The organism is Mycobacterium sp. 852002-40037_SCH5390672, from assembly GCF_001665875.1.
Classification (GTDB): domain Bacteria; phylum Actinomycetota; class Actinomycetes; order Mycobacteriales; family Mycobacteriaceae; genus Mycobacterium.
Window position 1 is genome coordinate 61,203 of the sequence record NZ_LZTA01000082.1, and the last position, 26,677, is coordinate 87,879.

Annotated in this window: 28 protein-coding genes and 4 pseudogenes; 10 read left to right on the forward strand and 22 right to left on the reverse strand. The window is 66.1% G+C overall.

Translation table 11 applies throughout. The features are described 5' to 3' along the window. Position 1: 1 nt before the first annotated feature. From truA to infA, 8 genes are all read right to left on the reverse strand, one after another. Entirely contained in the window at positions 2–856 is an 855-nt protein-coding gene (truA, locus tag A5782_RS15130) for a tRNA pseudouridine(38-40) synthase TruA (RefSeq protein WP_082942945.1), read from the reverse strand. Further along, a complete protein-coding gene (gene rplQ / locus A5782_RS15135; protein ID WP_067101442.1) occupies positions 843–1,478 on the reverse strand; it encodes a 50S ribosomal protein L17 in 636 nt (211 codons plus the stop codon). Before rplQ ends, truA begins: the two co-directional genes overlap by 14 nt. A 59-nt stretch (positions 1,479–1,537) precedes the next feature. Next, a complete protein-coding gene (locus tag A5782_RS15140) occupies positions 1,538–2,581 on the reverse strand; it encodes a DNA-directed RNA polymerase subunit alpha (protein ID WP_067101444.1) in 1,044 nt (347 codons plus the stop codon). A gap of 76 nt (positions 2,582–2,657) precedes the next feature. Continuing rightward, positions 2,658–3,263 (reverse strand): 30S ribosomal protein S4, encoded by a 606-nt coding sequence (gene rpsD, locus A5782_RS15145; protein WP_067101448.1) that lies wholly within the window; start codon positions 3,261–3,263, stop codon positions 2,658–2,660. A 9-nt stretch (positions 3,264–3,272) separates the two neighbouring features. Then, the gene (rpsK, locus tag A5782_RS15150) at positions 3,273–3,692 is read right to left on the reverse strand and encodes a 30S ribosomal protein S11 (RefSeq protein ID WP_067101453.1); all 420 of its coding nucleotides are present in this window, start codon (positions 3,690–3,692) and stop codon (positions 3,273–3,275) included. 6 nt (positions 3,693–3,698) lie between these two features. Further along, positions 3,699–4,073, reverse strand: a complete 375-nt coding sequence (rpsM, locus tag A5782_RS15155) for a 30S ribosomal protein S13 (protein ID WP_067101456.1) — start codon at positions 4,071–4,073, stop codon at positions 3,699–3,701. Between the two features lie 195 nt (positions 4,074–4,268). Continuing rightward, complete coding sequence (gene rpmJ, locus A5782_RS25570) at positions 4,269–4,382, reverse strand: 50S ribosomal protein L36 (protein ID WP_025737541.1); 114 nt, start codon at positions 4,380–4,382, stop codon at positions 4,269–4,271. Between the two features lie 50 nt (positions 4,383–4,432). Then, entirely contained in the window at positions 4,433–4,654 is a 222-nt protein-coding gene (gene infA, locus A5782_RS15160; protein WP_003418601.1) for a translation initiation factor IF-1, read from the reverse strand. A 254-nt stretch (positions 4,655–4,908) separates the two neighbouring features. Here infA and A5782_RS15165 point away from each other — a divergent pair, with 254 nt between their 5' ends. From A5782_RS15165 to A5782_RS15195, 7 genes and pseudogenes are all read left to right on the forward strand, one after another. Next, a complete protein-coding gene (locus tag A5782_RS15165) occupies positions 4,909–6,609 on the forward strand; it encodes an FAD-dependent oxidoreductase (protein ID WP_231986690.1) in 1,701 nt (566 codons plus the stop codon). A 7-nt stretch (positions 6,610–6,616) separates the two neighbouring features. After that, positions 6,617–8,155: an ATP-binding protein gene (locus tag A5782_RS15170; protein WP_067101462.1), complete on the forward strand. Its 1,539-nt coding sequence runs from the start codon at positions 6,617–6,619 to the stop codon at positions 8,153–8,155. A 28-nt stretch (positions 8,156–8,183) separates the two neighbouring features. After that, positions 8,184–9,032, forward strand: coding sequence for an LLM class F420-dependent oxidoreductase (locus tag A5782_RS15175; protein ID WP_067101465.1), 849 nt, complete (start codon positions 8,184–8,186; stop codon positions 9,030–9,032). A 22-nt stretch (positions 9,033–9,054) separates the two neighbouring features. Further along, positions 9,055–9,921 carry an LLM class F420-dependent oxidoreductase gene (locus A5782_RS15180; RefSeq protein WP_067101469.1) on the forward strand — a complete coding sequence of 289 codons (867 nt, stop codon included), beginning with the start codon at positions 9,055–9,057 and terminating at the stop codon, positions 9,919–9,921. Between the two features lie 26 nt (positions 9,922–9,947). Further along, positions 9,948–10,943, forward strand: coding sequence for a dTDP-glucose 4,6-dehydratase (gene rfbB / locus A5782_RS15185; RefSeq protein WP_067101471.1), 996 nt, complete (start codon positions 9,948–9,950; stop codon positions 10,941–10,943). A 1-nt stretch (position 10,944) separates the two neighbouring features. Then, positions 10,945–11,553 carry a dTDP-4-dehydrorhamnose 3,5-epimerase gene (gene rfbC / locus A5782_RS15190; protein ID WP_156623954.1) on the forward strand — a complete coding sequence of 203 codons (609 nt, stop codon included), beginning with the start codon at positions 10,945–10,947 and terminating at the stop codon, positions 11,551–11,553. 159 nt (positions 11,554–11,712) lie between these two features. After that, a pseudogene (locus tag A5782_RS15195) lies at positions 11,713–12,861 on the forward strand (acyltransferase family protein); the annotation flags it as partial. A 221-nt stretch (positions 12,862–13,082) separates the two neighbouring features. Here A5782_RS15195 and A5782_RS15200 read toward each other — a convergent pair. From A5782_RS15200 to A5782_RS25575, 8 genes and pseudogenes are all read right to left on the reverse strand, one after another. Continuing rightward, the gene (locus A5782_RS15200) at positions 13,083–13,466 is read right to left on the reverse strand and encodes a hypothetical protein (protein ID WP_067101480.1); all 384 of its coding nucleotides are present in this window, start codon (positions 13,464–13,466) and stop codon (positions 13,083–13,085) included. Next, positions 13,463–14,392, reverse strand: coding sequence for a metallophosphoesterase (locus A5782_RS15205; protein WP_067101483.1), 930 nt, complete (start codon positions 14,390–14,392; stop codon positions 13,463–13,465). Before A5782_RS15205 ends, A5782_RS15200 begins: the two co-directional genes overlap by 4 nt. Next, positions 14,389–14,790 carry a cupredoxin family copper-binding protein gene (locus A5782_RS15210; RefSeq protein ID WP_369815632.1) on the reverse strand — a complete coding sequence of 134 codons (402 nt, stop codon included), beginning with the start codon at positions 14,788–14,790 and terminating at the stop codon, positions 14,389–14,391. Before A5782_RS15210 ends, A5782_RS15205 begins: the two co-directional genes overlap by 4 nt. Before the next feature lie 24 nt (positions 14,791–14,814). Then, positions 14,815–15,522 carry a Rieske (2Fe-2S) protein gene (locus A5782_RS15215; RefSeq protein ID WP_067101486.1) on the reverse strand — a complete coding sequence of 236 codons (708 nt, stop codon included), beginning with the start codon at positions 15,520–15,522 and terminating at the stop codon, positions 14,815–14,817. Then, positions 15,519–16,070, reverse strand: coding sequence for an RNA polymerase sigma factor (locus A5782_RS15220; protein WP_067101490.1), 552 nt, complete (start codon positions 16,068–16,070; stop codon positions 15,519–15,521). The genes A5782_RS15215 and A5782_RS15220 overlap by 4 nt, the downstream gene beginning before the upstream one ends. A gap of 102 nt (positions 16,071–16,172) precedes the next feature. After that, positions 16,173–16,334, reverse strand: a pseudogene (locus A5782_RS15225) (NAD(P)-binding protein); the annotation flags it as partial. 31 nt (positions 16,335–16,365) lie between these two features. Beyond that, positions 16,366–16,851, reverse strand: coding sequence for a hypothetical protein (locus A5782_RS15230; RefSeq protein WP_156623959.1), 486 nt, complete (start codon positions 16,849–16,851; stop codon positions 16,366–16,368). A gap of 125 nt (positions 16,852–16,976) precedes the next feature. Then, positions 16,977–17,432, reverse strand: a pseudogene (locus A5782_RS25575) (DUF4226 domain-containing protein); the annotation flags it as partial. A 120-nt stretch (positions 17,433–17,552) separates the two neighbouring features. On the opposite strand from A5782_RS25575, the gene A5782_RS15235 reads away from it, so the two are divergent. The 3 genes from A5782_RS15235 to mmsB are packed head-to-tail and all read left to right on the forward strand — an operon-like array spanning position 17,553 to position 21,150. Then, complete coding sequence (locus A5782_RS15235; RefSeq protein ID WP_067101499.1) at positions 17,553–19,073, forward strand: CoA-acylating methylmalonate-semialdehyde dehydrogenase; 1,521 nt, start codon at positions 17,553–17,555, stop codon at positions 19,071–19,073. Between the two features lie 13 nt (positions 19,074–19,086). Further along, on the forward strand, positions 19,087–20,253 hold the full coding sequence (locus tag A5782_RS15240; protein WP_067101502.1) for an acyl-CoA dehydrogenase family protein: 1,167 nt from the start codon (positions 19,087–19,089) through the stop codon (positions 20,251–20,253). 12 nt (positions 20,254–20,265) lie between these two features. Then, the gene (gene mmsB, locus A5782_RS15245; RefSeq protein WP_067101505.1) at positions 20,266–21,150 is read left to right on the forward strand and encodes a 3-hydroxyisobutyrate dehydrogenase; all 885 of its coding nucleotides are present in this window, start codon (positions 20,266–20,268) and stop codon (positions 21,148–21,150) included. A gap of 12 nt (positions 21,151–21,162) precedes the next feature. On the opposite strand, the gene A5782_RS15250 is transcribed toward mmsB, so the two are convergent. From A5782_RS15250 to A5782_RS15275, 6 genes and pseudogenes are all read right to left on the reverse strand, one after another. Next, complete coding sequence (locus A5782_RS15250) at positions 21,163–22,251, reverse strand: methyltransferase (protein WP_067101508.1); 1,089 nt, start codon at positions 22,249–22,251, stop codon at positions 21,163–21,165. Further along, entirely contained in the window at positions 22,248–23,474 is a 1,227-nt protein-coding gene (locus A5782_RS15255; protein ID WP_067101511.1) for an NAD(P)/FAD-dependent oxidoreductase, read from the reverse strand. The genes A5782_RS15250 and A5782_RS15255 overlap by 4 nt, the downstream gene beginning before the upstream one ends. A 223-nt stretch (positions 23,475–23,697) precedes the next feature. After that, positions 23,698–24,204 (reverse strand): MarR family transcriptional regulator, encoded by a 507-nt coding sequence (locus A5782_RS15260; RefSeq protein ID WP_067101514.1) that lies wholly within the window; start codon positions 24,202–24,204, stop codon positions 23,698–23,700. Between the two features lie 33 nt (positions 24,205–24,237). Further along, positions 24,238–25,281 carry a histidinol-phosphate transaminase gene (locus A5782_RS15265; protein WP_067101517.1) on the reverse strand — a complete coding sequence of 348 codons (1,044 nt, stop codon included), beginning with the start codon at positions 25,279–25,281 and terminating at the stop codon, positions 24,238–24,240. Beyond that, a complete protein-coding gene (locus A5782_RS15270) occupies positions 25,281–26,300 on the reverse strand; it encodes a 3-oxoacyl-ACP synthase III family protein (RefSeq protein ID WP_067101541.1) in 1,020 nt (339 codons plus the stop codon). The genes A5782_RS15265 and A5782_RS15270 overlap by 1 nt, the downstream gene beginning before the upstream one ends. Before the next feature lie 8 nt (positions 26,301–26,308). Next, a pseudogene (locus tag A5782_RS15275) lies at positions 26,309–26,632 on the reverse strand (SRPBCC family protein); the annotation flags it as partial. Positions 26,633–26,677 lie beyond the last annotated feature (45 nt).

Consider the following 26,677-nt stretch of genomic DNA (forward strand, 5'->3'; position numbering starts at 1 on the left):
CTCAGTCGCGCGAGCGCACGTCCCGGGTGATCAGGTTGCGCGCGGCCAGTTGGTCATCGGGTGGGTAGTCGACACCGACCAGCGACAAGCCGTGGGCGGGTGCGGCGGCGAAGTCACTGGACCGCTCTGTGGCGCTCAGCAATTCGCGGCAATAGGAGACAGGGCGGCGGTGTTCGCCGACGGCCAGCAGCGCGCCGACCAGTGAGCGCACCATCGACCAGCAGAACGCGTCGGCGCTGACCTGCGCGGTGATCAGGTCACCGTCGCGCGCCCACTCCAGTCGCTGCAGGTCGCGAATCGTGGTGGCGTTCTCGCGGTGGCGGCAGAACGCGGCGAAGTCGTGCAGCCCCAGCAGGTCTCGCGACGCGGTGGCCATCGCCTCGACGTCCAGCGGGCGCGGCCAGGCGGTGATGTAGCGGGCCTGCAGCGGCTGCACCCCCCACGGCGCTGTCGAGATCCGGTACACATAGTGGCGCCGCAGCGCCGAGAACCGGGCGTCGAAACCCACAGGGGCACGGGTGATGTCGACGACCCGGACATCGGTGGGCAGGAACCGGCCCAGGCGGCGCAGCAGCGGCTGGAATTCGGCCTCACCGCCGTGCGGTGCGCGCGGATAGGCGTTCGGCAACGCGGCCAACGGTACGTCGACGTGAGCCACCTGCCCGGTGGCATGCACTCCCGCGTCGGTGCGTCCGGCCGCGCGCAGTCGCACCGGCGTGCGAAAGACGGTCGTCAGCGCCTCGTCGAGAATTCCGGCCACGGTCCGCTGGCCGGCCTGAGCGGCCCAGCCCGCGAAACCTGTTCCGTCGTAGGCGATATCAAGCCGCAGACGGACGTCCTCGCTAACTCTCGTCAGCCTCGTCGTCCGCCTTCTCGGCGGCTTCGGCTTCGGCCCTCGCCGCCACGGCCTTCTCGGCCTTGTCTTCGGCTTCGGCTTGGACCTTGGTCGGCTCGGCCTCGGCCTTGGTCTCCTCGGCCTCGGCCGTAGCTTCCTCGGCCGTCGGGCCGACGGCTTCCTGCGGCTCAACCGCCGCCTGAGGTGCCGCCGCTGCCGCGACGGGAGCGTCAGTCTTCTTGGAACCCGTCACCCGGCGAGCCCTATCGGCCTCGGAGGTGACCGTCTTCTCCCGCACCAGCTCGATCACGGCCATGGGCGCGTTGTCGCCCTTGCGCGGCTCGACCTTGATGATGCGGGTGTAGCCGCCATTGCGGTCGGCGAAGAACGGACCGATCTCCGCGAACAGGGCGTGCACCACGTCCTTGTCGCGGATCTTCTTCAGCACCTCTCGACGGTTGTGCAGCGCACCCTTTTTCGCGTGCGTGATCAGCTTTTCCGCATACGGTCGCAACGCACGAGCCTTGGGCTCGGTCGTCTTGATCCGGCCGTGCTCGAACAGCGACGTGGCCAGGTTGGCCAGCAGGGCCTTCTGGTGCGAAGACGACCCGCCGAGGCGAGGTCCCTTAGTGGGCTTGGGCATTGCGACTATCTCCTAATTGGGGCCGGCCCCCGTATCAGGTAGGGCCGGGACGGAATTCTTTACAGCTGTTCGGTTTCCGCGTAGTCCTGGTCGTCGTAGGACGCCTCGCTGGACCAGGTGCCGGTGGCGACGTCGTAACCCGCGACCTGCGAGGGGTCGAAGCTCGGCGGGCTGTCCTTGAGCGACAGGCCCAGCTGGTGCAGCTTGACCTTCACCTCGTCGATGGACTTCTGACCGAAGTTACGGATGTCGAGCAGGTCGGATTCGGTGCGGCTCACCAGCTCGCCGACGGTGTGCACACCCTCGCGCTTGAGGCAGTTGTAGGACCGCACCGTCAGGTCCAGGTCGTCGATCGGCAGCGCGAACGACGCGATGTGGTCGGCCTCGGCCGGCGACGGGCCGATCTCGATGCCCTCGGCCTCGACGTTGAGTTCGCGTGCCAGACCGAACAATTCGACCAGGGTCTTACCCGCCGACGCCAGCGCGTCGCGTGGGTTGATCGAGCTCTTGGTCTCGACATCCAGGATCAGCTTGTCGAAGTCGGTGCGCTGCTCGACACGGGTGGCGTCCACCTTGTAGGTGACCTTGAGCACCGGCGAGTAGATGGAATCGACTGGGATACGGCCGATTTCGGCACCGGAGGCGCGGTTCTGCACGGCGGGCACGTAGCCACGGCCGCGCTCGACGACCAGCTCGACCTCGAGCTTGCCCTTGTCGTTCAGCGTCGCGATGTGCAGGTCCGGGTTGTGCACCGTGACGCCGGCGGGCGGCACGATGTCACCCGCGGTGACCGCACCCGGGCCCTGCTTGCGCAGGTACATGGTGACCGGCTCGTCCTCTTCGGAGGACACCACCAGGCTCTTGAGGTTCAAGATGATCGCGGTGACGTCTTCCTTGACGCCCGGCACGGTGGTGAACTCGTGCAGCACGCCGTCGATGCGGATGCTGGTGACGGCCGCGCCCGGAATCGAGGACAGCAGCGTGCGCCGCAGCGAATTGCCAAGCGTGTAACCGAATCCAGGCTCCAGCGGCTCGATGACGAACTGGGACCGGTCGTCGGTGAGGATTTCCTCCGACAATGTGGGTCGCTGAGAGATCAGCATGGTGTTTCTTCTTCTCCTTCTCGGCACCCGCTATTTGATGCCGTTAAGACCTGCACCGGGTTGGATGCAGGGGTCTTTACTTCGAGTAGAACTCGACAATGAGCTGCTCGGTGAGCGGCACGTCGATCTGTGCCCGCTCGGGCAGCTGGTGGACGAGGATGCGCTGACGCTCCCCCACCACCTGCAGCCAGCTCGGGATCGGACGGTCGCCCGCCGTCTCCCGCGCGATCTGGAACGGCACGGTGTTCAGCGACCCGTCCCGCACGTCGATGATGTCGTGCTGCGACACCCGGTAGCTGGGGACGTTGACGTGCACGCCGTTGACGCTGAAGTGTCCGTGGCTGACCAGCTGACGCGCCATCCGGCGGGTCCGCGCCAGACCGGCGCGGTACACGACGTTGTCCAACCGGCTTTCCAGGATGCGCAGCAGCTCCTCACCGGTCTTGCCGGATTGCCGGGAGGCCTCTGCGTAGTAGCGACGGAACTGCTTTTCCATCACGCCGTAGGTGAAGCGGGCCTTCTGCTTCTCCTGCAGCTGCAGCAGGTATTCGCTTTCCTTGATCCGCGCGCGGCCGTGCTGACCGGGCGGGTAGGGACGCTTCTCGAAGGCCTGGTCGCCACCGACGAGGTCGGTGCGCAGCCGGCGCGACTTGCGGGTGATGGGTCCGGTGTAACGAGCCATGGTTATCTCCTAGACCCTTCTGCGCTTCGGCGGGCGGCAGCCGTTGTGCGGCTGGGGCGTGACATCGGAGATCGCGCCGACCTCCAGGCCGGCGGCCTGCAGCGACCGGATCGCAGTCTCCCGGCCCGAACCCGGGCCCTTCACGAACACGTCGACCTTCTTGACGCCGTGTTCCTGCGCCTTGCGCGCGGCGTTCTCCGCGGCCAGCTGGGCCGCGAACGGGGTCGACTTCCGGGACCCCTTGAAGCCCACGTGACCCGACGACGCCCAGGCGATGACGTTGCCCTGGGGGTCGGTGATCGTGACGATCGTGTTGTTGAAGGTGCTCTTGATGTGGGCGGCGCCGTGCGGGATGTTCTTCTTTTCCCGCCGGCGGGTCTTCTGACCCTTCTTGGGCGCCGCCGCGCCTGCCTTCTTTGCTGGTGGCATCGGGGGTTACCTGGCCTTCTTCTTGCCGGCGATGGTGCGCTTGGGGCCCTTGCGGGTGCGCGCGTTGGTCTTGGTCCGCTGACCGCGCACCGGCAGGCCGCGACGGTGCCGCAGGCCCTGGTAGCAGCCGATCTCGATCTTGCGGCGGATGTCGGCCTGCGTCTCGCGGCGGAGGTCACCCTCGACCTTCAGGTTCGCCTCGATGTAGTCACGCAGGTGGGTCAGCTGGTCATCGGTCAGATCCCGGGTACGCAGGTTCCGGTCGATGCCGGTAGCTGTCAGGATCTCGTTCGACCGGGTGCGGCCGACGCCGAAAATGTAGGTCAGCGCGATCTCCATCCGCTTATCACGCGGTAGATCGACGCCTACTAGTCGAGCCATAGGTGGCGTTTCCTCTTTTTCTTAGCGGAGGTCTGATCCCAGCCCGTTCCCGGCCCCTTGATGGGTTTTACCGGGGCCCGGCCTCCGTCCGGGCGTGGATGAGCTGGCCCATCTCTATAGATGCCAGCCGCTCACTGGTGCTGGGAGGTCTGCATTCAGTTGTGTTGGTACTGCGGGCGCCTACGCGCTGAGGGGTCAGCCCTGGCGCTGCTTGTGACGCGGATCGGTGCAGATCACCATGACCCGCCCATGCCGACGGATCACCCTGCACTTGTCACAGATTGGCTTGACGCTCGGGTTCACCTTCACGGCTGTTCGATCCTGTTCTGTCTCTTCGTAGGTTGTTCTGATCGGGCGCTTTACTTGTACCGGTACACGATGCGGCCACGGGACAGGTCGTAGGGAGACAACTCCACCACCACCCGGTCCTCGGGCAGGATGCGGATGTAGTGCTGCCGCATCTTGCCGCTGATGTGCGCAAGCACCTTGTGACCGTTCTCCAGCTCAATGCGGAACATCGCATTGGGCAGAGGCTCGACCACCCGGCCTTCCACCTCGATGGCGCCGTCCTTCTTGGCCATAACTAGTTAAGAATCCTCGCCGTATAGTTTCGTTCTCGTCTGCGCCTAGTCGACGCGACATTGCCCACCGACTTGGAACGTGAGCCGGTGACAGGAAATTCCTAGGGACTTGGCACACAAAAAGTCGGCGCGGATGCCGCACCGTTGTTCCACGATACCTGGTTATTCCGCTCCACCAAAATCGCTGCCGGAGGAACGCGGGCACGCCTGCTCGACCTCCCGCATGGCCGCTGACGAGCGCATACTTAACCCCGATGACCATCCCTTCAGGCCTCTCAGGTCCCGGAGACGCCGGCTCGGCGGCGCAACAACGCAAACCCGTCATGCTGACCGTCGACGACGACCCCTCGGTTTCTCGCGCCGTCGCCCGCGACCTGCGCCGCCACTACGGCGAGGACCACCGCATCGTGCGCGCGGAATCCGGGCCCGACGCGCTGGGCACGCTCAAGGAGCTCAAACTGCGCGGCGATACCGTCGCGCTGCTCATCGCCGACTACCGGATGCCGCAGATGAGCGGCATCGAGTTCCTCGAGCAGGCGATGGACCTGTATCCGGCGGCGCGCCGCGTGCTGCTGACCGCCTACGCCGACACGCACGCGGCCATCGACGCGATCAACGTCGTCGACCTCGACCACTACCTGCTCAAGCCGTGGGATCCCCCGGAGGAGAAGTTCTATCCCGTCATCGACGGGCTGCTGGACGCCTGGCGCGCCGCGCCCGAGCACCCCATCCCGCACACCAAGGTGATCGGCCACCGCTGGTCGGCGCGGTCCTGGCAGGTCCGCGACTTCCTGGCCCGCAACGGGCTCTACTACACCTGGTTCATGGCCGACGAACCCGCGGGCGAGCGGCTGCTCACCGCGGCCGGCGAGGACGGCCTGCGGCTGCCGGTGGTGGTCACCCAGCGCGGCGACACACTGGTCGAACCCACCGATGCGCAGCTGGCCGAAACCCTGGGCCTGACCACCACGCCGTCGCAGGAGTTCTACGACCTGATCGTGGTCGGCGGCGGCCCCGCCGGCCTCGCCGCGGCCGTATACGGCGCCTCCGAAGGACTGCGCACGGTGCTCATCGAGCACATCGCCACCGGAGGCCAGGCCGGGCAGAGCTCGCGCATCGAGAACTATCTGGGCTTCCCGGACGGGGTGTCCGGTGGCCAGCTGGCCGACCGGGCACGGCGGCAGGCCGAGAAATTCGGCGCCGAACTGATCACCGCCCGCAAGGCCACCGCCCTCGAGGTGAACGGATCCAAGCGCACCGTGCGGTTCGCCGACGGCGGCTCGATCGACGCGCACGCCGTCATTCTGGCCACCGGGGTCGCCTACCGTCAGCTGCAGGCCGAAGGCTGCACCGAGCTGACCGGTTGCGGCATCTACTACGGGGCGGCCATCTCGGTCGCGTCGGAGTGCGAAGACGAAGAGGTCTATGTGATCGGCGGGGCGAACTCGGCCGGCCAGGCCGCCATGTACCTGTCGCGGACTGCGAAGAGGGTCAACGTCGTGGTGCGCGCCCCGTCGCTGGAGGCGTCGATGTCCTACTACCTCATCCAGCAGATCGAGGCGAACCCCAAGATCAACGTGCTGACCTGCACCGAGGTGCAACGCGCCGCAGGCGACGGCCACCTCGAGCGGCTGTCGCTGGTCAACAACCGCACCGGTGAAACCGAGGACGTCACCTGCGGCCGGATGTTCATCTTCATCGGCGCCGCCCCGCGCACCGACTGGCTCGACGGGGTGCTGGCCCGCGACGACCACGGGTTCATCCTGACCGGACCGGACCTGCGCAACGTGTGCGGCTGGACGCTGGAACGCCCGCCGCATCACCTGGAAACCAGCGTCCCCGGGGTGTTCGCCACCGGCGACGTACGCTCCACCTCCGCCAAACGGGTCGCCGCGGCCGTCGGTGAAGGGTCGATGGCGGTCATGCTGGTGCACCGCTACCTGGCCGAGAGCTAGGAGGGGTATGACCGGCTCCGAATCAACCAAAGTCCCCTGCCAGCCCGACGAGCTGCGCAGCCTGTTCCTGTTCGAGGCGCTGACCGACGAACAGCTCGCGGTGCTGTGCGCCAACGGGCACATCCAGCGCTACGAACCGGGTCCGATCTGCGTGGAAGGCGAGCCGGCGACATGCTTCTACGTCCTGCTCGACGGGGAGCTGACCATGACCAAACTCTCCGGCGGCCAGGACATCGAAACCAACCGCACCTCGCAGCGCGGCGTGTACTGCGGCGCCTGGCGGGCCTTCACCGGCGGGAAACAAAAGACCTACGACGCCTCGGTGCATGTGATCAAGCCGTCGCGGTTCTTCGTGATGGACGCGCCGGTGTTCGCCCAGTTCATGCGGGACCAGTTCCCGATGGCGGTACATCTGCTCGACGGCATCGCCGTCGGCACCGACCGGACCCGCCGGATCATCGACAACCGGGAGAAGCTGCTGGCGCTGGGCCGGCTGTCGGCCGGGCTGACGCATCAGCTGAACAATCCCGCGGCGGCGATCGCGCGATCCGCGGCGGATCTGCGCGAACGCGTAGCCAACATGCGGCACAAGCTGGGGATGCTGGCCGACGGCACCATTTCGCCCGAGGCGCTGAGCGCGCTGGTGCGACTGCAGGAGCGGGTCGCCGAGCAAGTCGCCAAGTCGGCGTCCCAGCACTTGAGCGCGCTCGAGACCTCCGACCGCGAGGACGCCGTCGGCGACTGGCTGGACGACCACGGCATCGACGGCGGGTGGGACATCGCGCCGACGTTCGTCGAGGGCGGCATCGACACCGATTGGCTGGAGCGGATTTCCGCGGTCACCGAAGAGCTCGCGTCGACATCGCTGGAGCAGGCGATCCGATGGATCAACTACACCATCGAAAGCGAGCTGCTGATGAACCAGATCCTGGAAGCGAGCAAACGGATTTCGGCACTGGTCGCCGACGCCAAGCAGTATTCGCAAATGGATCGGGCCCCGTTCCAGGTGACCAATGTGCACGATCTGCTGCGCAGCACGCTGGTGATGTTCGCCGACCGGCTGACCAAAGACGCGGGCAAGGGCGCCGGCAAGGACCACGTCGTCACGGTGGTCAAGGAGTTCGACCAAACTCTTCCCGAAATCCCTTGCTACCCAGGTGATCTCAATCAGGTGTGGACCAACATCATCGACAATGCGATCGCCGCCATGCGCGACACCGGTGGGACCCTGACCATCCGCACCTGCCGGGAAGGTGACAACCTGGCCCGAATCGAAATCTGCGACACGGGGCCGGGGATCCCCGAGGACGTGCGCGAGCACATCTTCGAGCCGTTCTTCACCACCAAACCGTTCGGCGAAGGCACCGGGCTGGGTCTGGACCTGGCGTTCAACATCGTCGTGAAGAAGCATCGCGGGGACCTGCGAGTGGAGTCGGTGCCCGGCGACACCCGGTTCATCGTGCTGCTCCCCCTCACGGCGCCTCCCGCCGACGTCGTAGCCGCAGATCCCGACGATGTCGATGAGGATGTAGCCGCTTCGGAATAGCTTTCGCGGGGCGCGGGTTGGGAAAACCATGACCGACGCAGCGAGCAAACCCAATCTCGGCCGGTTCGGATCGTTCGGACGCGGCGTCACACCCGAGCAGGCCAGGGACATCGAAGCGCTGGGCTACGGCGCCGTCTGGGTCGGCGGTTCGCCGCCCGCCGAGCTGGCGTGGGTCGAGCCCCTCCTGGAAGCCACCACGACGTTGCAGGTGGGCACCGGCATCGTCAACATCTGGACCGCGGCCGCCAAGCCGGTTGCCGAATCGTTCCACCGCATCGAGGCGGCCTACCCGGGCCGGTTCCTGCTGGGCATCGGTGTCGGACATCCCGAGGCTCACACCGAATACCGCAAGCCCTACGACGCGCTGGCCGACTACCTCAAGCAGCTCGACGATTACGGGGTGCCCGCCAACCGCCGGGTGGTGGCGGCGCTGGGACCGCGCGTCCTCAAACTGGCCGCGGAGCGCTCGGCGGGCGCACACCCCTATCTGACCACCCCCGAGCACACCGCGCAGGCCCGCGAGCTCATCGGCCCATCGGCGTTCCTGGCACCCGAGCACAAGGTGGTGCTGACCACGGACGCAGAGAAGGCGCGGGCGGTCGGTCGCAAGGCGCTCGACGTCTATTTCAATCTCGCCAATTACCGAAACAACTGGAAGCGGCTGGGTTTCACCGAGGACGAGGTCACCCGGCCGGGCAGCGACCGTCTGGTCGACGCGGTGGTGGCGTATGGCACCGTGGACCAGATCGCGGCGCGGCTCACCGAACACCTGGACGCCGGCGCCGATCACGTCCCCGTGCAGGTCCTGACGAAGGATGAAAACCTGGTCTCGGCACTGGCCGAACTGGCCGGGCCACTGGGGCTCAAACAGTCCTGACCCGACGCGTAGGGGGAGCTAGATGACCGAGGGAGTTTCACTCAAGCCCGAGCTCGGCCGGTTCGGCGTCTGGATGCCCACCCGATCCATCGCCCCCGAATTGGCCGCCGGCATCGAATCGCTGGGGTACGGCGCCGTCTGGATCGGCGGATCACCGGACGCCGATCTGTCCTGGGTCGAGCCGGCCCTGGCGCGGACCACGTCGCTGCAACTGGCCACCGGCATCGTCAACATCTGGTCGGCGCCCGCCCCGGCCGTCGCCGAGTCCTTTCAGCGGATCGAAAGCAGCCACCCGGGAAGGTTTTTGCTGGGCGTCGGGGTTGGCCACCCCGAGCACACCGGAGAATACGTGAAGCCGTACGACGCGCTGGTCTCCTATCTCGACGAACTCGACGCGGCGCTGGTGCCGACCAGCCGACGGGTCCTCGCGGCGCTCGGGCCACGAGTGCTACGGCTCGCGGCGCAGCGCAGCGCCGGTGCGCACCCGTATCTGACCACACCGGAACACACCGCCAAGGCGCGCGATTTGCTCGGCGGGACAGTGTATTTGGCGCCCGAGCACAAGGTGGTGCTCAGTACGGACGCCGAGAAGGCCCGCGCGATCGGCCGCCAGACCGTCGAGCATTATCTGGGCCTGAACAATTACGTGAACAACTGGCTGCGGTTGGGATTCACCGAAGCCGACGTGCGCAAGCCGGGCAGCGACAGGCTGATCGACGCGGTGGTAGCCCACGGCTCTGTCGAGGACATCGCGGGGCGGCTGGGTGAACATCTGGAGGCCGGAGCCGACCACGTGGCGATTCAGGTGCTCGGCGACCATGACGAAGAATCGCTGCTACCTGCGCTAAGTGAATTGGCCGGGGCTCTGGGGCTAACTCGCGAAAACTGACCGATCGGCTCGGTTAGGGTTTGGGCATGCGGTTACTGGTCACCGGCGGCGCTGGATTCATCGGCGCCAATTTCGTGCACAGCACGGTCCGCGAACACCCCGAGGACTCCGTCACGGTGCTCGACGCCCTGACCTATGCGGGACGGCGCGAGTCACTGGCCGACGTCGAGGACTCGATCAGCCTGGTTGTCGGCGACATCACGGACGCCGAGCTGGTGTCGCGGCTGGTCGCCGAATCCGACGCCGTCGTGCATTTCGCCGCGGAGAGCCATGTCGACAACGCGCTGGAGGGCCCCGGGCCGTTCCTGCACACCAACGTGGTCGGCACCTTCACCGTCCTCGAGGCGGTGCGGCGTTACGGTGTGCGGCTGCACCACATCTCGACCGACGAGGTCTACGGCGACCTGGAGCTCGACGACCCCCAGCGGTTCACCGAGGCGACACCCTATAACCCGTCCAGCCCCTATTCGGCGACCAAAGCCGCCGCCGACATGCTGGTGCGGGCCTGGGTGCGCTCGTACGGGGTGCGCGCGACGATCTCGAACTGCTCCAACAACTACGGGCCTTATCAGCACGTCGAGAAGTTCATCCCGCGCCAGATCACCAACGTGCTCACCGGCCGTCGGCCCAAGCTGTACGGCACCGGCGCCAACGTCCGCGACTGGATCCACGTCGACGACCACAACAGCGCGGTCCGGCGCATCCTGGACAAGGGCGAGATCGGGCGCACCTACCTGATCAGCTCCGAAGGAGAACGCGACAACCTGACCGTGCTGCGCACGCTGCTGGCGATGATGGGCCGCGAACCCGACGACTTCGACCACGTCACCGACCGCGTCGGCCACGATTTGCGTTACGCCATAGACCCGTCCACGCTGTACGACGAATTATGTTGGGCACCAAAGCATACCGACTTCGAGGAGGGTCTGCGTGCAACCATTGACTGGTATCGCGCAAACGAATCGTGGTGGCGTCCGTTGAAAGACGCCTCGGAGGCCCGTTACGAAGAGCGTGGGCAGTAGCGTGCACGTTCGTGAACTGAAAATTCCCGGCGCCTGGGAGATCACCCCCACCGTTCATGGCGATTCGCGCGGCCATTTCTTCGAATGGCTGACCGACAAGGGATTCAGCTCCTTCGCCGGTCATCGGCTGGACGTCCGACAGGCCAATTGCTCGGTGTCCTCGGCGGGGGTGTTGCGCGGCTTGCATTTCGCCCAGGTGCCGCCGAGCCAGGCGAAGTACGTGACCTGCGTGCGCGGTTCGGTGTTCGACGTTGTCGTCGACATCCGGGTGGGCTCCCCGACATTCGGGCAGTGGGATTCGGTTCTGCTTGACGACTCCGATCACCGGACTGTCTACATTTCCGAAGGCCTGGGACACGGCTTCCTGGCGCTGCAAGACAATTCGACGGTGATGTATTTGTGCTCGGCGGAATACAACCCGCAACGCGAGCACACCATTCGCGCAACCGATCCGGCATTGGCCATCGACTGGCCGCTGGTGGACGGGGCTGCGCCCAACTTGTCCGGCCGCGATGCCGCGGCGCCCAGTTTCGACGAGGCGCGAGCGTCCGGCCTGCTGCCCACCTGGGAGGAGACGCAGGCGTTCATTCAACATATGCCTATCGAATAGCTGCGCTACGTACGACATCGCCATGAGCCAAGCGGGAAGGCCGACGTCTCCCGCAGCGCGTGGCAGTCGATTGCTTCTGGACACGTGAATTCCCTAAATTCGCCGCCTGTGGCGATACGATGGCGCTGGTAGCGAGATGCGGCCGAGGAACGGGGGCCGATGAATTTAGGGCGCGCATTCGATCCACGCAGCAACGCACTGAACGCATGGCGGCTGCTGCTGGCGGCTGAAGTGATCGTCTGCCACTCGTGGGGGATCACTGGCCGCGTTCCATCTCTCCGGTCGGTTTACCAGCTACTCCTTTGCGTGGGAGTTGACGGGTTCTTTGCGATCTCGGGGTTCCTCATTACCGCGAGTTGGCTTAGCAACCCCCGGCTCCGCGAGTATTTATCCGCTCGGGCTCTTCGAATCTTTCCCGGCTTCTACGTCTGCCTGGTGGTAACGGCTTTCGTCATCGCCCCGGTCGGCGTGGCGATGCAAGGTGGCTCGGCCGCGAAGCTGATTACATCCGGTGCGCCTTTGGAGTTCGTGCTAGAGAACAGCGCAGTGGCGTTGGTCAAGTTCGATATCGGCGGAACACCGCGCGGAATCCCAGACGCAGGCGTCTGGAACGGTTCTCTGTGGTCGCTCATATGGGAATTGATGTGCTACCTCGCCGTGGCCCTCATCGGCGTCATCGGACTAGCCAACCGGCGTTGGATTTCCCCCGCGATGTTCGCACTGGCACTGGCGGGAACGATGTTATTGCCACCACTCACGCAACCCGAGGTCGCGGCTGTTCATCAGAAGGGCAGTGCGCTTCTCCCGCTGATGTTCTTGGCCGCACGTACTGCCATCATGTTTTCGGCGGGCGCTTTTCTCTACCAGTGGCGAGACCGGATTCCTGCCCGGTGGTCACTCGTTGCAGTCAGCATAGCCATCGTGGCAGCTTCAAGCCTATTGCCTGATTACCGGGCCGTCGCTGCCATTCCCCTGGCGTATGCCGTTGTCGTATCGGGGGCGCTGGTTCGCCACAAGCGTCTGAGATTACGAACGGACTTGTCCTACGGCGTCTACATCTATGCATGCCCCATGCAGCAGTTGTTGGCTATCTCTGGCCTCATCTGGCTCAACCCGCTCGCCTTCGCTGCCCTTTCCACGATGGCCACTTTGCCGCTAGCTGCGCTGAGCTGGTTTCTTGTGGAGAAGCCCGCGCAATCTTTCAAGCGCCGCCTCAAGCGCAAGGGATCGGCCCACGCCGCCGCAGAGGGCGAGAACCGTCCGGCCGCCGTAGACGTAGTTGAACCGCCACCCGCGGAAGTCCCGGGTGCTGGCCAGCCGAATGCGCTGCCGATTAAGGCGATCAGCGCCCACGCCGCAAGCGCCCCGAAGAGATCGGCTGCACACACATACCCGCAGAAGCCTGAAGCGCTCTTCGACAGCGGGGTCATCCGATTGCGCCGACAGCGCGCTTCGAACGATGGGAGCAGTCAAATGAAACTGGGCCAGGTACTCGATCCGTGACTGGAAAACTTGACATGACGTCGTCCTCAACCGGAAGCGGACAGCTGCTGTGCGGTAAAGGGACCTGCCCATAACACCACCGTGAGCACTTCTGCCGCCACGCTGACGACCGCGTACGGCGCCGGGTCCCAGCCCCGTTCGGAAAAGCCGGAAAGGCCAACGGTGCGCGACAGCACGAACGCGACCAGGGAAACGGCCGCCACCGTGGCACCGGCCCAGCGCAGCCACCCGGGACCGCCGACCAGGATCAGCAGCGCGATCGCAAACGAAAGACTTGCCTGGACCATGAACGCCGCGCCGATGTTCGGAACGTGTTGGTAGCCATGCACATAGAGATAGGCGTGGCTGGCGGCGCTGATGGCCAACGACGCGGCGATGCCGAGCCGGACCAGGATGCTCGTCAATGTCATTGCAGTGTCTGCTCCTTCAGGGCCAAGGCGGCTTCTCCCTTGGTGTAGCTGACCTGACGGATGCCGAGTGCGTCGCGCAGCTTGCCGGCGGGCAGCGTGACCGGCTTGGGCGCGGACCCGTCACCGGGATGCGGCAGTGGATACGCGGTGGTGGTCCCGCTGTAGAACGTCACGTTGTCTTCGGTTTTGGAGAACAATTGGTGGACATGGCCGTTGAGGCACGTGACGGATGCGAAGCGGCGCAGGTAGCTCAGCGCCTGGGTGGCGTCGTCGGTGCCCCAGCCCCATTGCGGATACATGGCAAACAACGGGATGTGACTGAACACGATGATGGGCGTGTCGCTCGAAAGACCGGCGACGTCCTTTTTGACGAACTCCAACTGATCGGCACCGAGATGACCGAGCTTGCGCAGATTCAACGTGTTGACCAGAGCGATCAGGTGTACGCCGGCGATATCCAGGCTGTACCAGCCGTCGCCAACCGACCCCGCGCCGAACGCGTTTCGGTACTTCTGCCCCGCGTCGTCGACCGAGTCGTGCTCTCCGGGCACGGTGAACACGTGTGGCGTCTTGAGGCCCGTCATCATCTGCTTCACCTGGTCGAACTGCTCCGGGGTGGACAGGTGGGTGAGGTCACCCGTATGGATGACGAAATCCGGTGTGTAGCCGAGGGTATTGACCTGATCGATCGCGCGGCGAAACGTTGCGGCGACGTCCGGGTTGGGCGCACCGGTGAAACCGAGGTGGCTGTCGCTGATCTGGGCGAACCGCAGGGCGGGCCGGCCCGACGTATGCTGAGCCGCCGCTGCACCGGCGACATGCGAGATGACCTCGCCGCCGGCCACGGCGAACCCTACCGCCGCTCCGAACCATGCCGTGTGCCGAATCAGCTGGCGGCGGGTCATGGCTTCCCCGGCGCGGGTCATCCCGTCACCACCACGGTGCCGCGCATCATCGGGTGGATCGAGCAGACATAGTCGAAAGTCCCGGCGGTGGAAAAGGTGTGGGCGAAGGTGGCTCCCGTTCCCATGCCGGGTGAGTGAAACGAGCCGTCGCTTGCGGCCACCGTATGGGGTTCTTCGTCGCGGTTGGTCCACGTGACCGTGGTCCCGGCCGCGACGGTCACGGAGGCGGGCTCGAACGCGAAGCCGTCAATGGCGACCTGGTTGCCGTGCACCGGAGCCGCCGGTGCGGTCGACATGGCGGTGGTGGGTGCGGCGGTGGTCGCCACGGGCCGTGATTGGGAACAAGCGGCCAACAGCAACACACTCACCGCCAGCACGGCCGCCGGCTGTTTTCGGAGCATGGGGATATCCATGCCCAGAGATATGGCGGCGGGTTACACCGCTCAGGCAGGCCGCCCGGGGGGCGGCGGGGCGAATATCTCGATGCCCCCGTTGAGCTCACGAACCATCAATGCGGGCAAGGGTTTTGGCGCGATCGGCAGTTGGTGGGTGAGCACCTGCCCGCTGGGCGAGAACGACGTGGTGTGGCAGGGGCAGCGCAGCGTGTCGTCGGGTGCGTCGAACCACAGCTTGCAGCCTTGATGGGTGCACACGCCGGATATCGCTTGGATCTTGCCGTCGACCCGGCGGACGAAGCCGGTCACCGAACCGAGGTCGAAGGGATGCATGAGGCCGTCGGGCACATCCGAGCTGGCCGCGACGCGTTGCCAGCTGCCCTCGTTGGGCGTGAGTTGCCCGGCCGCAACCTCGGGGGCGCGACCGCCGCCGGATCGGCCCGCGATCAGGGCGCGATCGACGGAGACCGCGGCGACCGCCGCGGTGGCGGCGGCCGACGTACCGACGATGACCTGGCGGCGCGTGCTGGCACGGACCGGCGCCGTTTCCGTTGGCGCGCCGGACATCTGCTCGGCGAGACGCCGGTGCAGATCGGTGAGGAATTCCTGGCGCGGCGCGTCACCACCGTCGCGAGCCGCGCGCAACTCGATGGCCGTGCGCAGTTGCGCCACCTCGAAGTCGTCGGGCACGAACGGCCTGGGCCGGCGGCCCCGCAACAGATCGTCGACATAACGTCGCAACCCCCGCGCATTCATGGCTGGCCTCCATCGTTGACCTGCGCTGCCAGCCGCAGGGCGCGGTGCTGGAGCACTTTGGCGTTGGCCACGCTGATCCCGAGCTCCGCGGCTGACTCCTTGATCGAATTACCCCGCAGGAAGCGCGATTCCAGAATCCGGCGGTAGCGGTCCGGCAGGCTGTCCAGAACGCGGGCAACACGTTGCGGCGCGGTGCTGATCGCGTCCTGGTTGTCGGCTGGTTGTTCGATGTCCTCGATCGAGGTTATCTCCCGCCCCAGCGTCTCGCGCCAGTGCGCGGCCAGCACCGTCCTGGCGGTCGCCCGCAGATACGCGCGCACCTCGGCGACGCTCGCGGTCAGCCGCAACGGCCGCAGCGCGGCGAGGAACACCTCGGCGGTGAGGTCTTCGGCGTCGGTTCGGTTGCCGACGCGTGCGAACAGCGTGCGGTACACCCAGGTCACGTTGTCGGAGTACACGGCTTCCCAGCTCGGGTAGCCGGCATCATTGCCACTGTCGGGCACCGCGCGCAGGGGCCGCGGGCCGACGGGTTCGCTTGTTGCCGCCACATGCCTCCTTCACCCGATGAATATCAACTCGGGTTACACGCGTCAGGGCGCAGCGAGTGCGGCTTCGGCGAGCATGAACTGGTCGAGCTTGGCGGCATGAGGCAACCGCACAATCGGGTAGGCCATGGTCCAGTGCCCACCGGGCGTGTGGTGGCGGTCCACCAGCACCACGCGGGCCTCCGTCTCAGAGACCAGCGTGTCGATGAACGCCATGCCCATGGCGCCCGCCCCGACCACCAGGTAGTCGGACTCGATGGTGCGCATACAGCTGTCACGCTAGCGGGCGCTGAGCGATTTACAGAGACCCTCCTTCCACACGCCACCCGACCGACTGGTTGCGCCACTCTTCCGGAAACTCCGGCAATGTGAAGTCGTTCTCGTACGGCGAGCAGCCCACCGTGCGGCCGATGTCGAGTGCCGGATCGGTCAATTCGCTCAACTCGATGCCGGTTCCCATCGGCATTATGTGCACGACGCAATTGCCCACCACGGCGCGTACATGTCCGAGGTAGGAGAGGATGAACACGTATTCGCCGGGTCGCGGCCCGGCAATCTCGTAGGCCTCCGGATTCGGCGCATGCAAATCCAACCCGGGCGGACATTCCTGCCGCATCATCTCCCGAATTTCGTGCGCCCTCTGTTCACCGTCAGCGGCCTGATATACCGAGACCGTGAGGCTGCGCGTGCGACCCGTCGCCCGGTCTGCCCAACTGCATAAAAGCGAGTTGTCCCAGAACTTTTCGACACTTTCCGAGGTCGGCCTCATGGTGCTCGGAAGCATGTCGCTGATCTGGAGGTACGGTTCCAGCTTCTCGGCAATGAGATCGCGGCGCCCCGTGTAGGTGGGCGGCTCAACGCTTTCAGTCACTGTCCCTATCCCCTCGTCTGCGGGAATGCGGTTAGGCCAGGATCCTGGCCACGCAATCGGCACGCCGCCCAGACCTTCGGTTGATATGGAGGAAATGGCACGGGCGCCGGAGGTGGCTCCTCCGGCTTGGGGCCATATCCGACGGCCTGGTAGGACGGGGCAAGCGATCGCAACGTTGACGCGCCAACTTGCGAATCCGCGACCGTTTCCGCGACCACCCGGTTGATGTTCCGTGTTTTGGTGCCGAGAAATCTCGAGAAATTGGCCGCACCTGCCGCAGTGTCCAGCGCCAGCGCCTGCTGATTCGCAACAGCCGTCTCGATGTCGATTCCAATGACGTCGAGCTGCCGTCGTCCCCGCAGCGCACTTTGATAGGCGGCACGCAGCGCGGGACCGACGGCTCGATCAGCCGCAGCAGGTGCTCGCACAGACTGCGCCAAATCCGCCTCACGACCGCGTGCCGCATCTGCGCCACGCCCGGTCTCTTCAGACACGCCGAAACGGTAATTACTGCAGGAAAAGGCGACAAGTCACCCGTCTTGCCAAGGTCCGAACCAGTTTACTAGGATATGCAAGTATCCGCTTCAGCGCCGTCAACCACACCCGAGGGCCCCATGACCACACAAATTCCGCACTTCATCGATGGTCAGCGCACCGCCGGCCGGTCCGGCCGCAGCGCCGACGTCTTCGACCCCAGCACCGGCCAGGTCCAGGCGACGGTGCCGATGGCCGGCCAGGCCGACATCGATGCCGCGGTGGCGTCGGCCGTCGAGGCCCAAAAGGGCTGGGCCGCAACAAATCCGCAACGGCGCGCCCGGGTGATGATGCGCTTCATCGAGCTGGTCAACCAGTCAGGTGACGAGCTGGCCGAGCTGCTGTCGCGCGAGCACGGCAAGACACTGCCCGACGCCAAGGGTGACATTCAACGCGGCATCGAGGTCATCGAGTTCTGCCTCGGGATCCCGCACCTGCTCAAGGGTGAGTACAGCGAAGGGGCCGGACCGGGCATCGACGTGTACTCGCTGCGCCAGCCACTGGGCGTGGTCGCCGGTATCACCCCGTTCAACTTCCCGGCGATGATCCCGCTGTGGAAAGCCGGCCCGGCGTTGGCCTGCGGCAACGCCTTCGTGCTCAAACCCAGCGAGCGTGACCCCTCGGTCCCGGTGCGCCTGGCCGAGCTCTTTCTGGAAGCGGGCCTGCCGCCGGGCGTGTTCCAGGTCGTGCACGGCGACAAGGAGGCCGTCGACGCCATCCTGAACCACCCCGACATCCAGGCGGTCGGGTTCGTCGGAAGCTCCGACATCGCGCAGTACATCTACGCCGGGGCCGCGGCCACCGGCAAGCGCTCGCAGTGCTTCGGCGGCGCCAAGAACCACATGATCGTGATGCCCGACGCCGACCTGGACCAGGCCGTCGACGCGCTGATCGGCGCCGGTTACGGCAGCGCCGGTGAACGCTGCATGGCGATCAGCGTCGCGGTCCCGGTCGGCGATCACACCGCCGACCGGTTGCGCGCCCGGCTCATCGAGCGGATCAACAACCTGCGGGTGGGGCACAGCCTGGATCCCAAGGCCGACTACGGTCCGCTGGTAACCGAGGCCGCGCTGGCGCGGGTGCGCGACTACATCGCCCAGGGTGTCGACGCGGGAGCCGAGTTGGTCATCGACGGCCGCGACCGCGCCAGTGACGACCTCACTTTCGGTGACGCGAACCTCGAAGGCGGGTTCTTCATCGGCCCCACCCTGTTCGACCACGTGACCCCCGACATGTCGATCTACACCGACGAGATCTTTGGGCCCGTGCTGTGCATCGTAAGGGCGCAGAACTACGAAGAAGCGCTGGCGCTTCCTTCTCAGCACGAATATGGCAACGGCGTGGCGGTTTTCACGCGCGACGGCGACGCCGCCCGTGACTTCGTCTCCCGCGTGCAGGTCGGCATGGTCGGTGTCAACGTGCCGATCCCGGTGCCGGTGGCCTACCACACCTTCGGCGGCTGGAAGCGTTCCGGCTTCGGCGACCTCAACCAGCACGGTCCCTCGTCGATTCTCTTCTACACCAAGACCAAGACCGTGACGTCGCGCTGGCCGTCCGGCATCAAGGATGGCGCCGAATTCGTCATTCCCACAATGGATTAGGGTCGGCTACCTCATGGCTTCATTTACCCTCGACGACGACGAACGGGTGATCACCGAGACGGCCGCCGCGTTCGCCGCCAAGCGCCTCGCCCCGCACGCCCTGGAATGGGATGCGGCCAAACATTTTCCGGTCGACGTGCTGCGCGAATCCGCCGAGCTCGGCATGGCGGCGATCTACTGCCGTGACGACGTCGGCGGCAGCGGACTGCGCCGACTCGACGGCGTCCGCATTTTCGAGCAGTTGGCCATCGCCGACCCGACCACCGCCGCGTTCCTGTCCATCCACAACATGTGCGCGTGGATGATCGACACCTTCGGTACCGCCGAACAACGCAAGGTCTGGGTTCCGCGGCTCGCGTCGATGGACGTCATCGCCAGCTACTGCCTCACCGAGCCCGGCGCCGGATCCGACGCCAGCGCGTTGAGCACCCGCGCCGTCCAGCAGGGCGGTGATTATGTGCTCGACGGCGTCAAGCAGTTCATCTCCGGCGCAGGAGCCTCCGACGTCTACGTGGTGATGGCCCGCACCGGAAGTGAGGGCCCGCGCGGCATATCGGCCTTCGTCGTCGAAAAGGGCACGCCCGGGCTGAGTTTCGGCTCGCTGGAAGAGAAGATGGGCTGGCATGCCCAACCCACCGCACAGGTGATCCTGGAGGGGGTGCGGGTGCCCGCGGACGCGATGCTGGGCGGCGCGGACGGCGAGGGCGCCGGATTCGGCATCGCGATGAACGGCCTCAACGGCGGTCGGCTCAATATCGCCGCGTGCTCGCTCGGCGGCGCCCAGGCCGCCGCCGACAAGGCCGGAGCCTATGTTCGCGATCGGCAGGCGTTCGGGTCGTCCCTGCTCGACGAACCGACCATCCGGTTCACCCTGGCCGATATGGCCACCGGCCTGCAGACATCGCGAATGATCTTGTGGCGGGCGGCCAATGCGTTGGACACCGACGATCCCGACAAGGTCGAGTTGTGTGCGATGGCCAAGCGCTACGTCACCGACACCTGCTTCGAGGTCGCCGACAAGGCTTTGCAGCTGCACGGCGGCTACGGCTACCTGCGCGAGTACGGTCTGGAAAAGATCGTGCGCGACCTGCGGGTGCACCGAATCCTGGAAGGGACGAACGAAATCATGCGGGTGGTCATCGGTCGGGCCGAAGCCGCACGGGTCCGCGCAACCGCATAGAAAGGTCTTCAGATGACCGAGCACCTGACGGTGGCCTTCCTGGGACTGGGCCATATGGGCGGCCCGATGGCGACAAACCTCGTTGCGGCCCAACATGCGGTGCGCGGATTTGATCCGGTGCCCGCGGCGCTGTCGGCGGCGGCCGAGGCCGGCGTCACCGGATTCGACAGCGCCACCGACGCGGTCGCCGGGGCCGACGTGGTCATCACCATGCTGCCCAACGGCGAGCTCGTCAAACGCTGCTATGCCGAGATTCTGCCCGCCGCGCGGCCGGGCGCACTGTTCATCGACAGCTCCACGATCTCGGTCGACGACGCCCGCGAGGTGCATGCCCAGGCGGAATCGAACGGCGTCGCGCAGCTGGATGCGCCCGTCTCGGGCGGGGTGAAGGGTGCCGTCGCCGGGACGCTGGCGTTCATGGTGGGCGGTGACGAGGCCGCGCTGCAACGGGCACGGCCCGTGCTGGAACCCATGGCGGGCAAGGTCATTCACTGCGGGGCCGCCGGGGCCGGGCAGGCCGCCAAGGTGTGCAACAACATGGTGCTGGCGGTGCAGCAGATCGCGATCGGCGAGGCGTTCATCCTGGCTGAGAAGCTCGGGCTGTCCGCCCAGTCCCTGTTCGACGTCATCACCGGGGCGACCGGCAACTGCTGGGCGGTGCACACCAATTGCCCTGTGCCGGGCCCGGTCCCGACATCTCCGGCCAACAACGACTTCAAGCCCGGATTTGCCACCGCACTGATGAACAAGGACCTGGGCCTGGCGATGGATGCCGTGTCCTCCAGCGGTTCGGTGGCGCCGCTGGGTACCCACGCCGCCGAGATCTACGCGAAATTCGCTGCCGACCACGGCGCCTTGGACTTCAGCGCGGTCATCGAGATGCTGCGCAACGGCTGAGCAGCTCCGCAGTCAAGCGGCCCTGGCCTCCACCACGCTGAGCGGCGAAGCGGTTCGCACCACCCTCGTCATCTGAAATCCCGCTTGGCTGAGCAGTTCTCGATACTCACCCGCGGTGCGTTCGCGGGCTCCCAGATTCAGCAGCATCTCCAGGTCCGCCCATTTCCCGGGGAAGTCACGGTCGTGCTCGGGGATGACCAATTCGACCAGGAGCACCGTTGCCCGGGGCCCCGCGGCGGCGCGAACATTACGCAGGATCTGCACCGCCTTGTCGTCGGGCCAGTCGTGCATGATGTTCTTGAGGACGTAGGCGTCACCGCCGCACGGAACGCGATCCAGAAACGACCCCTCCTTGATAAGCACCCGGTTGGCGACGATGTGTTCGTGCAACAAGTTCCGGGCGCTCGCGACGACCCGCGGCAGGTCGTACAGGACGCCGCGAGAAGCCGGTGCCGACACCAGGATGGCGGCCAGCAAGTCACCCTGTCCGCCGCCGACGTCGACGACACTGGAGTACCGGCGGAAGTCATAGGCGGCCACCACGGACGCCGTCGTCAGCTCCGAAATACTCGTCATTGTCTGGTTGAAGAGTTCGGCGAGCTCGGGTTCGTCGGCGAAATAGTCGAAGCTCGCCTTCCCGCGCAATGCGGGAACGACCGTAGTCCCGGTTCGGACCGCATCCGCGAACAAGGTCCAGCGTTCGCGCTGCTCGCGTGAGCCGTAGAAACGCGCCGCGCTGGCCATCGACACCGGCGCGTTCGAACGCAGGGTGTCGGCAAGGGAATTCAGCTCAAAGCGGCCGTCGTGGCGGTGACGAAATATGCCCCGGCTGACCAACGCCCGCAGCAGCCGACGCAGTGCGTCCTCGTCCGCGCCCACCCGGGCAGCCAGCGCGTCGATCGTGAGGGGGCCGTCGGCGAGGGCATCGGCGACACCGAGTTGGGCTGCCACAGTGATCGCCTGCGACGTCCAGGCGGCGATGATCATCTCCAGCACCGCCGCGGGCGCGGGCACCAGCCGCTGATTAAGCCGATACAGGTGGTGGCGAATCCACTCGACGATGCGGGCGATCTTGGCCGGTGGCACCTTGGAGTTCGTCACCTGTTCGCCGCCCTCGATAAGACGGGCGAAGTGGCGTAATCGTCGCGGGCCGCGAGTTCGCGGCTGATTTCCGCGGACATCGCGCAGTGACTGACCGAACGGAGAAACATCGTCAGCGCCCGGGTCATGAACCGGTCCGAGATCATTGCCGCCGGCCGCAGTGCACCCTCACTGCGAGATACCTGCTGGGTGGTCACCCAGGACACGGCCTTGACCTTGCGACGCCTGGTGCCCTCGTACCAGCGCAATGCGCGCGAGAGATCGTCGCCCCTCGGGCGCACCGAAAGGGCCTTGCACAACACCATCGTGTCGAGCAGGGCCTGGTTGGTCCCCTGCGCAAGGGTGGGCGGCATCGTGTGCGCGGCATCGCCGAGCAACGTCACCGCGCCTCGCCCCGCACCGGGAATCGGATGCCGGAAGTGCGGGAACGGCGAACGGGCCAGATCCTCGTCGGTCAACGTTGCGAGCACTCGATCGACCGAGTCGGACCACCCCGTGAAATTGGCGCGGATCAACTCGATTGGACATCCCGGTCGCACGAAACCGGGCGACCACGGCAAGTCGAACCACCACTGAACATCGGAGCCTCCAGCTGGCCACAGGCCAAGGTTGGCGTGCTCACCGATGATCATCTGCGCGACGTTTTTGTCGCCGATGTCCGCCACCGTGGCCAGTCCCTGCCAGCTGCACCATCCGGTTGGCTTCGCGGGTGGCGCACCGACGAAGTCGCGAACCATCGAGTGCAGACCGTCCGCGCCGATCAAGAGATCCCCTTCGGCGAAGCTGCCGTCATCGAATTCGACCCGAGCCCCGTCACGCGTATTGACGCAGCGCACGGCGCGGGAGTTGCACCGGATGCGTTGGGACGGAAAGCCTTCGAGCAGCCGTTCGAGCAGGACTCGACGCGGGACCATCCGTACCGGTGCGCCCAGCCGGTCCACAATCGTGGTCAGGTCCAACGTGGCCACCGGGCGACCCGTGGGCGTCACCACCCGCACCGTGCTCAGCGCCTGGCCGGCGCCCACCATGTCAACTCCCAGCTGCCCCAGAACCGTTGCGCCATTGGACCAAATCGTCACGGCGCCGCCACCCGCCGTGACATCCGGGCGCCGTTCGAACACGGTGACGTCATGCCCGTCGCGCAACAATCCCCGAGCAATGGAAATGCCACCTACACCGGCGCCGACAACCAGGACCCGAAGCCCCGACGACGCAGTCGGCATCCGGTTGGCTGAACGCCTGTCACGGGCATACCTCGGTCGACGCCTCACTTCAGTCCTCGGCGTGCCGTTCGTAGGCCAATCGCTCGAGTCGCGCTTGCAGCTTCACCAGGCAGAGTCCGGCGAACGGCGCACCCGCCGAAAAGTAGACCAGCAGCAACGGATTCATCTCGAACCTCCCACTGCTTACACGCAGGGCGTGGACGAGAAGTTCACCTGGGAGTAGTCAGAAGTCCCCCGCGCCACGGCGCAGCGTCTCGATCGACGACACCAGCGCCTCCGATTCACCCCCCGACATCCCGATGTCGGCGAATACCTGCTCGTTGAGCGTGACGGTGGCGTCCTCGACCGTCGAGCGGCCGAGGTCGGTGATCTGCACCAGTGTGGTGCGCCCGTCGGTGGGGTGGGGGATCCGCCGCACCAGCCCGTCGGCCTCCAGCCGGCGGATCGCGTGGGTCACGCTGGTGACGTGGACCTGCAGGCGGTCGGACGCCTTGGTGATCGGCAGCTCTCCGGTGCGGCTGAACGACAGCAACCGCAACAATTCGAAGCGCGAAAAGCTCAGGTCGTAGGGCCGCAGCGCGGTCTCGACGCGGGCAAGCAGGATCTGATGGGCCCGCATCACCGACGTCACGGCGACCATGCCTGGCGCCACGTCACCCCACCCCGCGCGCTCCCAGTTGGCCCTCGCCAGGGCGATCGGGTCAGGTTTATCGGATCGTGAAGCGGCCACGCCCTTTTCTTACCGCACTTTGGCGTGATTTCGTCAGTTCACGGACTTTGCGGCCGCAGCCAGCACCGCCCTCGTGGATGCGCGGCTTCCTACGGTGATCCGGGCACCGCCGTCGGCGTAGTAGCGGGCCTTCAGCCTGGCGTGGCCGAATACGTCCTGCCACGGCCGCTCGAGGGCCGGCAGGTAAACGAAGTTGGCGTGCCCATCGGTGGGGCAAATGCGCATTGCGCGAAGGCGCCGGCACAGGTAATCCCGCTCGCCGGTGATCCGCAGAATACGTTGCCGCAACTGGTCTTCGGCGTCGTAGGACACCGCCACCGCAACCAAGCTGGTGATGCCTATCCCGAAGGGCAATTGCATCTTCCACAGGATCGCGGCCAATTCCGGCGAGGCGAACCCGTAGCCGATGCGAAGCCCGGCCAGCCCGTAGGCCTTGGAAAATGTCCGCAACACTACGACATTCGGGAAGTGCCGGACGAGGTCAGGTCCGTTGACGCGGTGCTGGGGCGCGACGAATTCGATGTAGGCCTCGTCGAGCAGCACGACGGTGTCCTGCGGCACCCGGCGCAGGAATCGCTGCACGTCCGCGACGGCTTCCAGCGTGCCGGTCGGATTGTGCGGCCGGCACAGGACGACGACCCTGGCACCGACGGCCGCGTCGGCCATTGCGTCCAGGTCGTGGTGACCACGCTCGTCAAGCGCAACGGTGACCGGTGTCAGGCGGGCCATCTGCGCGAAGATCGGGTAGCCGTCGAACGTGGGAGAGCTGAACACAATCCGATCACCCGGCCGCGTGACCGCGTGCAGGACCTGCATCGCCACCCCGCTGGCCCCCGCTCCCAGCACCACCTGCTTCTCGCTGACGCCGACGTGTGCGGCCACGAGCGTCCGCATCCGCTCGGGCAGGAATTCGGGATACCGGTTGGCGGCATCGATCGACCGGATCAACGCCGATCGCACCGCCGGCAGCGGCGGGAACGGGTTTTCATTCAGTGAGAGCGCGAGCGGATCGATCGCATCCGGTAGCGCGCAGAGTATCTCGGCGGTGGCCGAACTCTCCTCTGACAGGGCTAGCATCAGCCTCGCCCACCCCAGCGGATCGCCGCCGCGCCGGCGAAGTCGCCGGCGTGCGCGAACGCCGCCATCACCACGATGTCGCCGGCCTTGACCTGACCGTCGGATATCGCGCGATCGAGATTGACCGGGATGCCGGCACCGAACAGGTTGCCGCACTCGTCGAAGGTATCGAGGTGTCTGCACTCCGGGACCTCGAGCGCCTCGCGCCAATTGCGCAGGAACACCCGGTTGGGCTGGTTGGTCACGAGCAGCCCGATGTCCTTGGGCGACAGATTGACTCGATCGCACACGGCGAGCGCGACTTCGGGAACCTGCCGATTGCCGCGGGCCAGGACCTTCGTGATCTTGGTCTCGGTGAAACCGATGCAACCCTCCCCCGGGCCGGGCTGCCACCATTTGCGCGGCGGGTCGATGGCAAGCGTCATGTCACCGGCATATTCGCCGTAGGTGCGGCACTCGATATCGAGGATCGGTGATTTGTCGGACAAGGTCACCAGCGCCACCGCGGCGCCGTCCCCTGGAACCGAGGACTGGGCCTTGGCCCGCACCCCGGGCTGGTCGAAGATCTGACCCGCGGCGTTCTGGGCGATGGCGATCAGCGCGGTCCGTCCCTCTCCCGACGTCAGCAGCTGGCGGGCCACTTTCAGGGCCAATACGAACGCCGCGCAACCACCGTTGTGCAGATCGAGCACCCAGGACGGGCGCATGCCCAAGCGGTGCGCGACGGCGCCGCCCCCGCCGTAGAACGGCATGTCGGGCATCTGGGCGTGGGTGATGAGCACGTCCACGTCGGCGATGACGTCGTGGCCGTGCCGCTCGATGAGGCCCTGTGCGGCTCGCTCCACCATGTCGGTCGCCGTTTCGTCTGGCCCGACGTGGTGGCGGAACTTGGGCGCGCGGAACATCAGGTTGCTGGCCAGGTCGTCGGATCCGGCGAACTGCGCATAATAATCTGCGCCGATGGGTTCTCCGGGCAGGTAGGTGGAGAGGTCGGTCAGACTGACGGTGGGCTGGTTCACGGCAGTGCTCATCTCATCCACGCCGGCGTGATCGGCAGGCCGTTACGGTGGCGGTACTCGGCGATCGTCTTGAGGTTGTTCAGCTCTAGCCCATGACCGGCGCCGAAAATGTCCCAGAAGTCGCCCACCCAGCCCGTGCGCTCCGGCGGAGCTGCCTCGGTGTACGGATTGTGGTCGTAAAACGGGTGGCGGCAATTGGTCCACAGCACAACGGATCCGGGCTTGTTGAGTACCACCTGCGCGTCGAGGATGCGCATCAGGTAGATCATCCACAGGTGCTCGCCCTGGTCCCAGGCGCAGTGGTAGTCGACGGTGCGCGCCCCGGCGTGGGCATGCGCTGTCTCTTATACACATCTGACGCTGCCGACGATCGCATA